Below are 14,161 nucleotides of genomic sequence, written 5' to 3'. Positions count from 1 at the left end.
ATGAAAATATTAATTATAGGATCAGGTGGCAGAGAATATGCAATTGCGAGTAAGCTTGTAGAAGCAGATAAAAGCAGAGACTTATACTTTGCACCTGGAAACGGTGGTACTGATAAACTTGGTAAAAACACAGGCATTGATGCAGAAGATATTAAGGCTTTAGTTGATTTTGCAAAAAAAGAAAAAATAGATTTTACCATAGTTGGACCTGAAGCTCCTCTTTGTGCAGGAGTTGTAGATGAATTTGAAAAAGAAGGACTAGAAATATTTGGTCCTAAGAAAGCAGCTGCAAGATTTGAAGAATCAAAAGCTTTTACTAAAGACTTCTTGAAAAAATATAAGATAAAAACAGCTGACTACATTGAAACAGAAGACCAAGATGAAGCTTATAAATTCGTTAAAAAATTATTAGACCAAAGTGGAAGAGCAGTAATTAAGGCAGACGGTTTAGCAGCTGGTAAGGGAGTATTTATTGCTGAAGATGAAGAAGAAGCTAAAGATTTTCTAAATCAAGTTTTTGTAGAAAATAAATTTGACTGCAAAAAAGTTGTAGTTGAAGAATTTTTAGAAGGTTTTGAAATGTCTTTAATCTGTCTTACTGATTCAAAAACTATAAAACCTTTCCCAACATCAAAAGACCACAAGAAAATTTACAATGGAGAAAAGGGACCAAACACAGGTGGGATGGGAACATTTAGCCCTAACATAGAGGCCCTACCATTTTTAGATAGGATAGAAAAAGAAATACTAGATCCAATACTAGATGGATTTAAAAAAGAAAAAATTGATTTTAGGGGAACTTTATTTATCGGCTTAATGATAAATGACAATGATATCAATGTTCTTGAATTTAATGTAAGATTTGGAGACCCTGAAACTCAAGTAATTTTAGAAAGAATAGACAATGACCTTTTAGAATTATTAGAAGCAACAAGCAAGGGTGAACTTGAAAAAGTAGAAATTAAAGAAAACAATAAAAAATCAGTTTGTCTAGTTCTTGCATCTGGAGGATATCCAGGATCTTATGAAAAAGGAAAAGAAATAAGTTTTGATCCTTCCATAAAATCAAAAGTTTACCATGCTGGAACTAAAAAAGACGGCTCAAAAATCTTAACAAATGGTGGTAGAGTCTTAAATATAGTTGCAAGTGCTGATAATTTCGATGATGCAATCAAGACAGTATATGAAGATGCAGAAAAAATAAAATTTGATGGAAAATATTATAGAAAAGACATTGGACCATCAGTAAAAAGAGTTTATGTAGCAAAAAAAGACAAGTATGATTTTGAATCAGAAGACTTGATAAAAGAAATAAAATCATCACTTGATATAGATGTTGATAAACTAAAAATCTATAAGAGATATGATATCGAAGCTAGTGAAAAATTAGTTGAAGATATTAAATTTAAGATACTAGGAGAAAAACCAGTAGATGATGTTTTTGCTGGAGACGATGGACTAAAACTTCAAGCAGACTTTACTTGTCCTTTAGCTATATCTTACTTGCCAGGACAATTTGACCAAAGACAACAAGGTCTTTTAGATACAATTGCCCTTGTTACTGATGAAGATGTAAAAGCTTCATATGCAACAGTTTATGATTTTTCTCAATTGGACAAAAAAGACTTTGAAAAAATTGAAAATTATTTAATAAATGCAGTTGACTCACACAAGGTAGAAATTTTAAATATTCCTACAACACTAGAAAAAGATCACATAGTAAATAGAGAAAACAAGGTATACTTTGGATTTATCGATTATAGCGATGAAGAGCTTAGAAAATTCTTAGAAGAAGAAAACCTAGCTATGTCTTTTGAAGATTTAAGTCTATTTAGAGATTACTTTAAATCAAGAGGAAAAGATCCAAACGAAACAGAATTAGCCATAATCGATACCTATTGGTCAGATCACTGTAGACACACAACTTTTAATACAGGACTAGACATCAGCTTTGATCCAAAAACTGACCTGGATAAAATCATAAAAGAAAGCTTTGATAAATATCTAAAGATTAGAAAAGATTTATCAATTAAAAAACCAATTTCTCTAATGAGTTTTGGAACAATTCTTGCAAAACAATTAAGGGCAAATGGAAAATTAGAAGACCTAGAAGTTAGCTCAGAAATCAACGCTTGTTCTGTAAAAGTTAAGGTTAGAGTTGAAAAAGAAGGCAAGGAAGAACTTGAAGATTATCTTCTTATGTTTAAAAACGAAACTCACAACCATCCTACAGAAATCGAACCACTTGGAGGGGCGAGCACTTGCCTTGGTGGAGCCATAAGAGACCCACTTTCTGGAAGATCTTTTGTTTACCAAGCAATGAGAATTTCAGGTTCAGCTGATCCAAGAAAAGCAGTTAACGAAACTCTAGAAGGTAAATTACCACAAAGAAAAATAACAACAGAAGCTGCAAAAGGATATTCATCTTATGGTAACCAAATTGGACTTACAACTGGTTATGTTGATGAAATTTATCATGAAGGATATGTAGCAAAAAGACTTGAAGCAGGTGCTGTAGTTGCAGCAGCTCCAAGCGAAAATGTTATAAGAGAAGAACCAGAAGCAGGAGATTTAGTTTTATTACTTGGAGGAAAAACTGGAAGAGATGGTATTGGTGGTGCAACAGGATCATCAAAAACTCACACAGTAAGCTCTATCTTAACTGAATCTGCTCAAGTTCAAAAAGGTAATGCACCAGAAGAAAGAAAAATTCAAAGACTATTTAGAAATCCAAAAGCTGCAAGACTAATCAAAAAATGTAATGACTTTGGAGCAGGCGGAGTATCAGTAGCAATCGGAGAATTACACGACGGAGTTGAAATTCACCTAGACAGAGTACCTTTAAAATATGAAGGACTAAAACCAAAAGAAATAGCAATTTCAGAATCACAAGAAAGAATGGCAGTAGTTGTAGCAAAAGATGACTTTGAAGAATTTAGAAAATATTCAGAAGAAGAAAATCTTGAACTAACAAATGTAGCAACAGTAACCGACAATGGAAAAATGGTTATGTACTATAAAGATGAAATTATCTGCGACCTTTCTTATGAATTTATAAATACAAATGGGGCAGAAAGACATCAAAATGTTGAAGTTGCATCAGAAGATGTAGCCAAAGTTTTGAAAAATGATGATAAAGACCCTAAAAACTTATATAAATACCTAGCAGATTTAAATAATACATCAAAGAAAAACCTATATGAAATCTTTGATACAACAGTAGGTAGGAGAACAGTTCTAAATCCACTAGGAGGAAATAAACAATACAACCCAGCTCAAGCAATGGTTGCAAAAATTCCTAGCCTAAAGGGAGATACAAAAACAGTTTCACTTATGTCATACGGATTTAATCCATACCTAAGTGAAGAGTCACAATATCTTGGAGGCTACTATGCAGTAATTGAATCAATCGCAAAACTTGTAGCAGCAGGTGCAAACTTAGAAGATGTAAGATTATCCTTCCAAGAATATTTTGAAAAGATGACTGATGAAAAAATTTGGTCAAAACCATTAAAATCATTACTTGGAGCACTAGAAGCTTCAATGGCATTTGATGCACCACCAATCGGTGGAAAGGACTCAATGAGTGGAACTTTTGAAAGCATTCATGTTCCACCAACACTAATTTCTTTTGCAGTTACAACAGCAGATATAGAAAATATAATCTCTCAAGACTTAAAAGGGAAAGGAAAATTAGGTTTAGTTGAAGTTAAAATAAATAAAAATGGACTTCTTGATCAAGAAGAATTAAAGAATAAAATGGAAGAAATTAATAAAGACATAGTTGATGGAAATATTATTTCTGCCATAGCACTATCAAAACCGAGTCTAGTTCATCTTTATGAACAAGCTCTAGGAAACACAGGATTTGATGTAGAACTTGAAGATCTTTACTCACCAAAATATGGTAGCTTCATAGTTGAATACCTAGAAGACAGAGACTTCATTAAAAATATAGGAAAATTCTCCGATGAAATAATTGTAAATGGAGAAAAACTAGATAAGGCTAAGTTAGAAGAAGCTTATCTTCACACTCTAGATGGAGTTTTCAAAGGCTATGAAGAAAGTAAAGAAGTAAAACTTGAAAATAAAAAACTTGCAAAAAGAAAAGAAAAATCAGACCATCCAGTAGATAAACCAAAGGTAGTCATACCAGCCTTCCCTGGAACAAACTGTGAATGGGATACAGCAGATATATTTGAGGAAGAAGGAGCAGAAGCTCAAATTATAGTATTTAAAAATTCTGATAGCAAGCAAATTGAAAACTCACTTGAAGAATTAGCATCTGCAATTGAATCTTCACAAATACTTGCAATTCCAGGAGGATTCTCACTAGGAGATGAACCTGATGGATCAGCTAAATTTATAGCAAATGTATTATCCTCAAATAGGGTAGCTAAAGCCATAGATAAATTATTAAATGAAAATGATGGTTTAATCCTAGGAATATGTAATGGATTCCAAGCATTAGTTAAATCTGGCCTACTTCCAAATGGACAAATAGGAAAGATAAAAGAAAATTCTCCAACACTTATACTAAACTCAGCTAAAAGACATATTGCAAAATTTGTAGACACTAGAGTATTAACAACAAACTCACCATGGTTGAGCGAATTAGAAGAAAACAAAATTTACAGAATGCCAATTTCACACGGAGAAGGTAGATTTGTAATAGATAAAAAAGGTTTGGATGAATTATTAGAAAATGAACAAGTAGTTGCAGTATATACAGATGCACCTAATGGTTCTAATTATAATATCGAGGCTATTATGTCAAAAGATGGTAAGATTCTTGGTAAGATGGGTCACTCTGAAAGATATCAAAAAGATCTTTACAAAAACATCTATGATATGGAATTACAAAACCTATTTAAAGGAGCAATAAACTACTTTAAAAAATAATAATGTGTCAGTAGTGTTACAAAGTCTTAGCTTATGTAACATATTCTTAAAATTCAGCTAATTCAAAGCGTGATACAATGTAGTTGGTTAGATATGATTTAAGATAGAAAAGGTGAAGGGTTAATGAAAAAGACCAGAAATCTCCTTTTAATTCTGCTCGCTTTTCTAATCACGTTTAGTTCAACAACTGTTTTTGCTGTTAAATATTCTGACACAAGAGGCCACTGGGCCAGCAACTATATAGATCAAATGAGTAGTGCAGGCTTTGTTACAGGTTATGATGGTAATAGATTTAAACCAAATTCTAATATATCAAGAGTTGAATTCTATTCAATAGTTAATTCAATGGCAAATTTGAAAAAGACCCACACTGTTACTTTTTCTGATGTAAAAACATCGGACTGGTATTATGATGATGTTGCTAAAGCTATAAAAGCAGGATACTTAACGCCAACAACAGGTAGGCTTAATCCTAATGCTGCAATTTCAAGACAAGAAGTTATGGGAATTGTTGGTTATATGTATAAGCTGAAACAAAATCCAGCTAATGTAAATCAATATAGAGACGCTTCTTTGTTTAAAGCTAGCAACAAGGGCTATGCGGGAAGCTTAGTCAAGTTAGGAATTATAAGTGGATCAAATGATAACTCATTAAGACCTAATGATGGTATTTCTAGAGCAGAAACATGTAAGATACTTTTTTTACTAATGGATAAGTATGGACTTCCTGCTGAAAGAGTAATAGTTGATAGTAGAATTAAGTTTGGAGATAAAAATCTCTACGAATAAAAAAGAGCCGAGAGGCTCTTTTTTATTTTTTTATAAGTAAGCTATGATATAATTTTTATTGGAGGGAAAGCCTTGAAAAATAAAAAATATATTTTACTTGGACTAATAGCTATTTTGTTGGGGCTATTTGTTATTATAAAATTTGAGGAAAAACAAAATAAAAAAATAGTTTTTGATAGAAGCATATCAGACATAGATTATGCCAGTGATTTTGCTTTGACAACCAATTCAATATTAATATTTGATAATAAAAACTTATATTTTTGCGACAAAGATGGCTCTTTTGCGAAAGTATTAAATTTAAAAGAAAAAAATGTAGATGTATTTTTTGTAAATAATTATGCCTTTTTATACGACAAGGATATAAATAAAGTTTATCAATATAGGGACACTGGAGAATATATAGCAACAATTCCCCTAAAAGAAGAATTATATAATATATCTTATAAAAATAAGGAAATAATCTTTCACCTAAAGACAAAAGACAAGGAAGAATTAAAAATATTAAAACAAGATGCTAGTCTAAGTGATCTTTATTCAACAGAAAATACAATTTTATCATATGACTTATATAGTGTAGATGAATTTTCCGTATCTGAAATATATAAAGATGCAAAAGGCTACAAGAGTCTTTTATATATGAAAAATAAGAATGACCATAAAATAGAAGATTATAGCAATGAGGTCATACTTTATGTTTATAGGTATAAGGACAAGACAATTATGGCAAGCGATAAAAGCCTTTACTTATATGAAAAAAATAAAAATCTCAGAAGCGATATTCCAAATATAAGCGACATACAAGTTTCTGATAGAAATATTTATCTTTTGCATTCAAACATAATATCTAGATTTAATTTTTCGCTAGAAGAAACTGAAAAAATCATTTTATCTGCCAACCTAGAAAAAATGTTTTTTGTAGCAAATTCACTATACGCTTATGGGCCTAGTGATATAGGTGGAGAGCTTGGAAACTCTAATCAGTTTTATACAAGACTTGGAACAAAAGTTGATAAGATTGATGTTTCAGGGCTCACAGTTGCTAGCCTAAAAGATGGGAAAATTAATCTTTATAAAATAAGCAATGAAAGAACTTTAGGAAGTGATATAAATGATTGATGATATAAAACTTTCGTTTGTAGAAGAATATTTAAAAAATGCAAATGGTAACTTAAATATTTGGGGCAAATTAGTCTATGTTTTAGCAATTATTATAATAGCTCAGATTTTAATAAAAGTAGTATCAAAACTTTTTAGTAAATCTTTAAAAAATAAGATGCTTGAAAATAAAAGAAATTATAACAGAATTTTGACAGTAAGTAAGCTGCTAGACAGGGCTATAAAGATAATAATATTTTCTTTTGCTATAATAATGTCACTTGATGTCTTTGGGATAAATACCAACTCTATGATTGCTACACTAGGAATAGGATCTCTGGCCTTATCTTTTGGAGCCCAAAGCTTGGTAAAAGATATAATTAATGGAATTTTTCTAATAGTAGAAGATCAATACAGGGTTGGAGACATAGTAGAAATTGTAGGAATTGAAGGCTATGTTCAAATTCTAGGTATAAGGACAACACAGATAAAGGATTTTGCTGGAAATCTCCACACGATACCAAATGGAAAAATTGATATTATTACAAATAAGTCAAGAGGAGATATGAGAGCAAGAGTTGACATACCCCTTGATATCACTGTAGACCCGACTTTATTTATAAGTGAATTAAAGGAAAAACTTTCCTATTTAAAAAATGATCCTAGACTAACTAAAGAGACAGATATATGGGGAGTATCAAGAAATAGGGATAATGGGTATGATGTTACAGTCTGTGTATTTACAAGACCAGGAGATCAATTTGAACTTGAATATGAAGTTAGGAAAAAAGTAGTAGAACTTTTCAATGAAAAGAATCTAAAAACACCACAAATTAGAACAGAGGTGGAACATGCTAGTATATGATTTAGGAGATATAGTTACCTTAAAAAAAGGTCATCCTTGTGGAGAAAATCAATGGAAGATAATAAGAAAAGGTGCTGATATGAAACTTGAATGCCTAGGTTGTAATAGACAAATTTGGCTTAGCAGGATAGACTTTGAAAAAAGAGTTAGAAAAATAAAAGAAGATGACAAATTTATAAGCATTGTTCATCATAAGAAAAAAGAAGAATAATTGACAATATTACAAAAGTAAGTTATACTAAATAAGTTAATCAAACTCTGCTTATTTTAGAAAAATAAGCCATTAGTCCGTAGGGGGTGAAGTAATGAATAAATACGAAATAGTTTTAATGTTTTATCCAAACGTTGATGAAGAAAAAAGAGTTCAAACCTTTGATAGATTAAAGAAAATTATCGAAGATGAAGGAACTTTAACAAATGTTGATGAATGGGGAATGAGAAAATTAGCTTACGAAATTGAATATAATAAAGAAGCTTTTTATTATTTACTAGAAGTAGAAGCTCAACCAGAAACAGTTGATGAATTCTCAAGAATAGCTAAAATTCTTGATCCTGTTATGAGACACATGGTTGTTAGAGTTGATAAGTAGGTGTAAATATGAATAATGTATCATTGATAGGCAGACTTACAAAAGATCCTGAGCTAAGATATACTCAAAGTGGAGTAGCTGTGGTTAGATTTAATGTTGCAGTTGATAGAAGAATGTCTAAGCAAAGGAAAAGAGAAGCTGAAGCAGCTAATCAACCAACAGCTGATTTTATTAATTGTACTGCTTGGAGACAAACAGCAGAGTTAATAGCTAATTATTTTAAAAAAGGAAATAGAATTGGTGTAACTGGTAGAATCCAAACTGGTTCTTATGAAAAAGATGGTCAAACAATATATACAACAGATATTGTAGCAGACAGCATAGACTTTATTGAAAGTGCTAACGCTGGACAAGGTGGTCAAGCTGCTATGAGAAGACCTCAAACAGGTCAAAACTTTGATGACCAACCGGTAAATTCTGCATATACCAATGACTTCAATCAACAAAATGATGATATGTCTGAAGATGGATTTTTTCCAATAGACAATGATGACATACCATTCTAAGGAGGATAGAATATGCAAAGAAGATTTAGACCTAGAAAAAAGGTAGACCCTTTTGAAAAGGATAAAAGTAAAAAAATCGATTATAAAGATGTCAACACTTTAAAAAATTATATAAGTGACAAAGGTAAAATTTTACCAAGAAGAGTTACAGGACTTAATGCTAAGCACCAAAGACAAATCACTGTTGCTATAAAAAGAGCAAGACAAATAGCTTTGCTTCCATATAGTGCTGACTAATAAAAATATTAGTTAATTGTTTAAAAAAAATTAAAATTGTAGTATTATTTCTTTAGTTAATATTATATTTGGAGGTTTTATAATATGGCATATGTAATTTCAGAAGATTGTATAGCTTGTGGAGCTTGCGAACCAGAATGTCCAGTAGGATGTATATCTGAAGGAGACATCTATGTAATAGATCAAGATCAATGTATAGATTGTGGTTCATGTGAAGCAGTTTGTCCAACAGGAGCTGCACATCCAGAAGAATAATTTAGAAAAGATGAAAAGATGGGAAACCGTCTTTTCTTTTTTTATGTAAAAATTTAAATTCCAAATAAAAATCTTATTAAAAAACCAAATATCAAAACAGAAACAAAAATCTTATCAAGAAATCAAAAATCAAGACTCTTACAAAAAACTCAAATTTCAAACTAAAATAAAACTTTTCGTAAAAAAATCCGAAAAATTTCCAATAAAATTTAAATTATTAATTAAAATCGTTAAATAAGTTATTACAAATTTATTGGGTATAACTATAATTAACAACTATATAAATTTAAAGTTAAATGAAAAATAATAGTTTATATAAGTTAAACAAATAAATTCTCAAAAATATTTACTAAAGGTAATATATATTTTTTAAAAGTTATATTAAGGTAAAATTTAATCAGTTTTTACTTAATAGCTTAATCGACTTGTAAAACTATAGTATAATATAGGAATAAATGAATTATATAATTGGGAAATTGAAAGGAGAAGGTTCAATATGCGTGTTCATATGGGGCTGGATGTAGGATCAACTACTGTGAAGCTTGTCGCAATAGATGATGAATTTAATATATTGTATTCAACTTATAAACGACATTTTTCCGATGTAAAAAAGACAGTAAAAGATATAGTCAATGATGTTTATGGTAAATTTAAAAATTCCAGTATTACAGTATCGGTAACCGGATCTGGAGGGCTGGCAATTCATAAATTATTAGATATAGAATTTATACAAGAGGTTATTGCAGCAACAGAAGCAATACAAAAATTTATTGATAAAACAGATGTAGCTATAGAATTAGGAGGAGAAGACTCAAAAATCACCTATCTAAGTGGATCTGTTGAACAAAGAATGAATTCTATCTGTGCAGGTGGTACAGGTGCTTTTATAGACCAAATGGCAAGCCTGCTAAAAACAGATGCAGCAGGTCTAAATGAACTTGCTAAAGATTATAAAAAAGTATATTCCATAGCTTCCAGGTGTGGGGTATTTGCAAAAACAGACGTACAAGCACTTATCAACCAAGGTGCTTCAAAATCAGATATAGCAATATCAGTTTTTCAATCTGTTGTAAATCAAACCATATCAAACCTAGCTTGTGGAAGGCCTATAAAGGGCAATGTGGCATTTCTTGGAGGTCCCCTTCACTTTCTTCCAATGTTAAAAGAAAGATTTATAGAAACTCTAAATTTAAAAGATGAAGAAATCATGGAAACAGAGAATTCTGAAATATTTGTTGCCATTGGTGCAGCTATTGCAAGCATGGATCAAAAAGCTTTTTCATTTATGGAATTTTATAGAAGAGTAAATAATATGACAGAAGAGTCGTTTGAAAATACCCACAGGGTAGATCCACTTTTTAAGAATGAAAAAGAAATTGAAGAATTTAGAGAAGCTCATAAAACAAAGAAAATTAAAAGAGCTGATTTAGCTAGCTATGAAGGTCCAATGTATCTGGGTATAGATTCTGGATCTACAACATCAAAGCTTGTACTTTTATCTGATAAGGATGAGATTTTATTTTCATTCTATGGATCAAACGAAGGCAGACCTCTTGATATAGCAATTGATAATATAAAAAGAATATACCAAGAAAAAAATGAAAAATCATATATAGCAGCAGCGGGTGCAACAGGCTATGGAGAAGACTTTTTAAAAGCAGCTTTGAATTTAGATTTTGGAGAAGTAGAAACAATTGCCCATTTTAGAGCGGCAAAATTCTTTGATCCAGATGTAGATTTTATTTTAGATATAGGCGGCCAAGATATGAAGAGCATGAAAATCAAGGATGGAGTTATAGAATCTATCCTTTTAAATGAAGCTTGTTCCTCAGGTTGCGGTTCATTTTTAGAAACTTTTGCCCATACGGTAAATCTTAGTGCGGCCGAATTTTCAGACCAAGCATTAAAATCAAGAAATCCAGTAGACCTAGGCAGTAGGTGTACTGTTTTTATGAACTCTAATGTAAAGCAAGCTCAAAAAGAAGGAGCAGAAATTAGAGATATAGCTGCGGGACTTTCTTATTCTGTAATAAGAAATGCTATACAAAAAGTAATAAAAATTAATGATGCTAAAAAACTTGGGAAGAATATAGTTGTTCAAGGCGGAACCTTCCTTAGTGATGCGGTTTTAAGATCTTTTGAATTAGAAACTGGAGCAAAGGTAACAAGACCTGAAATCGCAGGACTTATGGGTGCTGTTGGTATGGCTTTAATTTCTAAGGAACAAGCAAAAGATGGGGCTAAATCAAATATCATATCAGAAGAAGAACTAGAAAAATTTACTTATAAAAGTATGTCGACAAATTGCAGACAATGCACAAACAATTGCTCTTTGAATGTAAATATTTTTTCAAATGGGAAAAGATATATTACAGGCAACAGGTGTGAAAGAGGGGCAGGTATAGTAAGAAGCAAAGAAGATGCCCTTCCAAACCTATATAAATATAAATACCAAAGATTATTTGACTATGATTCACTAGATGAGGACAAGGCAAAAAGAGGAACGGTTGGACTACCAAGAGTTTTAAATATGTATGAAAACTATCCTTTCTGGCATACTTTTTTCACAAGCCTATCCTACAGAGTAGTTTTATCTGATAAGTCTACTAGAAAGCTTTATGAAAAGGGAATTGAATCAATAACATCAGAAACAGTTTGCTACCCTGCAAAAATTAGTCATGGTCATATAGAAAACCTTATAGAAAAGGGAGTTAAATTTATATTTTATCCATCAGTTTTCTATGAAGAAAAGTATTATAAAAATGCTAATAACACTTTAAACTGCCCAGTTGTTGCTGGTTATAGTGAAGTAATAAAAAATAATATAGAAAAATTAGATGAAGAAGATGTTAAATTTATGAATCCATTTATTTCATTTGATGACAGAAAAAAATTAGTAAAGCGTCTACAAGATGTATTTTCTGACATACCAAAAAATGAGATAAAAAATGCAGTAAAAAATGCCTATGAAGAACTAGACAGATATAGACAAGATGTAAGAAGCAAGGGAGAAGAAGCTCTTAGAGAAATTAAAGAGAAAAATATAAGAGGAATTGTTCTTGCTGGAAGACCTTACCACATAGATCCTGAAATTAACCACGGCATATCAGAACTTATTAATTCACTTGGATTTGCTGTAATTTCAGAAGATAGCATCTGTCATTTGGCAAACATTGAAGAAAGATTAAGAGTTTTAGACCAATGGAACTACCATTCTAGATTATACAGGGCGGCAAAATTTGTTGGCAGCCAAGAAAATCTTGAAATGATACAACTAAATTCATTTGGTTGTGGAATTGATGCAGTTACAACAGACCAGGTAAATGAAATTCTAGACCATTACAATAAAATATATACAGTAATAAAAATAGATGAAGTAAATAACCTAGGTGCAATCAGAATCAGAATAAGATCTTTAATAGAAGCAATAGAAGAAAGAAAAGCTAAAAAAGAAACAAATGAAATTAAAAAGCCAGCAGTCTTTACAAAAGAAATGAGCAAGAGACATACTTTGCTTATGCCTCAAATGGCACCAATCCACTTCTCAATATTTGGGTCAATTTTAAGAGATGAAGGATATAATATTGAAGTTCTTCCAGATGTTTCAAAAGAGGTTATAAATGAGGGACTTAACTTCGTAAATAATGATGCTTGCTATCCATCCATGTTTGTAGTTGGTCAATTCATCCATGCTCTAAAAAGTGGAAGATATGACCCAGACAATGTAAGTTTAATAATGTCTCAAACTGGAGGAGCTTGTAGGGCTTCGAATTATGTTGGCTTTATAAGAAGGGCACTTGCAAATGCAGGTTATGAACAAGTTCCAGTAATAGCTTTATCTTTCCAACAAATTGAAGATAATCCTGGACTTGATATTGATTTTGTTCAAGGTACAAGAATTTTAAGAAAAATGGTCATAGGTCTATTGTATGGAGATTTAATAATGAGACTTTACCATGCAACCAAGCCTTATGAAAAAATTAAAGGGTCTAGTAAAATTTTAAAAGAAAGATGGATAGAAAAATGTTCCAATGATAAAGATTTTTCTATGAAAAATTTCAAAAATAATGTATCAAAAATGATATTTGAATTTGAAAAACTAGAAATAGAAAAAACCAAAAAAGTAAAAGTTGGTATAGTTGGAGAAATACTTGTGAAATATCTACCAGCTGCCAATAATAATATAGCAGAAAAGTTAGAAGAAGAAGGGGCAGAAGTTGTAATACCAGATGTTACAGATTTTATGATGTATTCATTTAAAAATGCACAGATAAAATATGAGCAATTATCAAAAAATAAATTGCCTGCTATGATTTGTAATGCTGGAATAAAATATATAGAAAAGTATAGAGGTTATATAAGACAAGAATTAGAAAAATCTAGATTTGATGCTCCAAAGAAGATAGAAGACTTGATGGAATATGCAAAAAAATATGTTTCACTTGGCAATCAATATGGAGAAGGCTGGTTACTAACAGCTGAAATGGTAGAATTAATTGAAATGGGAGCTAGCAATATAGTTTGCGTTCAACCATTTGGATGCTTGCCAAACCATATAACAGGCAAGGGAGTAATAAAAGCCATAAGAGATACTTATCCAATGGCAAATATTGTTCCAATTGACTTTGATGCATCTGCTAGTGAAGTTAATCAATTTAACAGGATTAAATTAATGTTATCTCAAGCAAAGAAAAATCTAGAAAAAGAAAATGACAAAAAAGGACTTTACTACAAGATCCAAGATGAAAAAATTATAAATTTAATGAAATAAAAATAGGAAGTGAGACCCACTTCCTTTTTTATATCAAGAATTTCTAGATTATATTTATAGTTTTGATTTATTTTTAAATTAAAAATCTAATATTTTGCTTTCAAATAAGAAATTTTGTTTAAAGAAGGCAAAAAAATAAAGCTAGCCG

General features: G+C 30.9%; 10 protein-coding genes. All 10 read left to right on the top strand.

Translation table 11 applies throughout. The features are described 5' to 3' along the window. Entirely contained in the window at positions 1-4,902 is a 4,902-nt protein-coding gene (locus HGPB_RS02545; protein WP_019132118.1) for a phosphoribosylformylglycinamidine synthase, read from the top strand. A 123-nt stretch (positions 4,903-5,025) separates the two neighbouring features. Further along, the gene (locus HGPB_RS02540; RefSeq protein WP_019132117.1) at positions 5,026-5,691 is read left to right on the top strand and encodes an S-layer homology domain-containing protein; all 666 of its coding nucleotides are present in this window, start codon (positions 5,026-5,028) and stop codon (positions 5,689-5,691) included. A 72-nt stretch (positions 5,692-5,763) separates the two neighbouring features. Next, complete coding sequence (locus HGPB_RS02535) at positions 5,764-6,810, top strand: hypothetical protein (protein ID WP_019132116.1); 1,047 nt, start codon at positions 5,764-5,766, stop codon at positions 6,808-6,810. Beyond that, positions 6,803-7,654, top strand: a complete 852-nt coding sequence (locus HGPB_RS02530; protein WP_019132115.1) for a mechanosensitive ion channel family protein — start codon at positions 6,803-6,805, stop codon at positions 7,652-7,654. Before HGPB_RS02535 ends, HGPB_RS02530 begins: the two co-directional genes overlap by 8 nt. After that, entirely contained in the window at positions 7,641-7,865 is a 225-nt protein-coding gene (locus HGPB_RS02525) for a DUF951 domain-containing protein (protein ID WP_019132114.1), read from the top strand. Before HGPB_RS02530 ends, HGPB_RS02525 begins: the two co-directional genes overlap by 14 nt. 94 nt (positions 7,866-7,959) lie before the next feature. Beyond that, the gene (gene rpsF / locus HGPB_RS02520; protein WP_019132113.1) at positions 7,960-8,244 is read left to right on the top strand and encodes a 30S ribosomal protein S6; all 285 of its coding nucleotides are present in this window, start codon (positions 7,960-7,962) and stop codon (positions 8,242-8,244) included. An 8-nt stretch (positions 8,245-8,252) separates the two neighbouring features. Beyond that, entirely contained in the window at positions 8,253-8,750 is a 498-nt protein-coding gene (locus HGPB_RS02515) for a single-stranded DNA-binding protein (protein ID WP_019132112.1), read from the top strand. Positions 8,751-8,762: 12 nt separating this feature from the next. Then, the gene (gene rpsR / locus HGPB_RS02510) at positions 8,763-8,987 is read left to right on the top strand and encodes a 30S ribosomal protein S18 (protein ID WP_019132111.1); all 225 of its coding nucleotides are present in this window, start codon (positions 8,763-8,765) and stop codon (positions 8,985-8,987) included. A gap of 84 nt (positions 8,988-9,071) precedes the next feature. Then, a complete protein-coding gene (locus tag HGPB_RS02505; RefSeq protein ID WP_019132110.1) occupies positions 9,072-9,242 on the top strand; it encodes a DUF362 domain-containing protein in 171 nt (56 codons plus the stop codon). Between the two features lie 496 nt (positions 9,243-9,738). Next, complete coding sequence (locus HGPB_RS02500; protein WP_019132109.1) at positions 9,739-14,013, top strand: acyl-CoA dehydratase activase-related protein; 4,275 nt, start codon at positions 9,739-9,741, stop codon at positions 14,011-14,013. The last annotated feature ends 148 nt before the right edge of the window (positions 14,014-14,161 follow it).

This window comes from Peptoniphilus obesi ph1 (assembly GCF_000311865.1).
GTDB classification, from domain to species: Bacteria; Bacillota; Clostridia; order Tissierellales; family Peptoniphilaceae; genus Peptoniphilus_E; species Peptoniphilus_E obesi.
The sequence above is the reverse complement of the archived record's forward strand: the minus strand, read 5'-3'. Positions and strand labels throughout refer to the sequence as shown.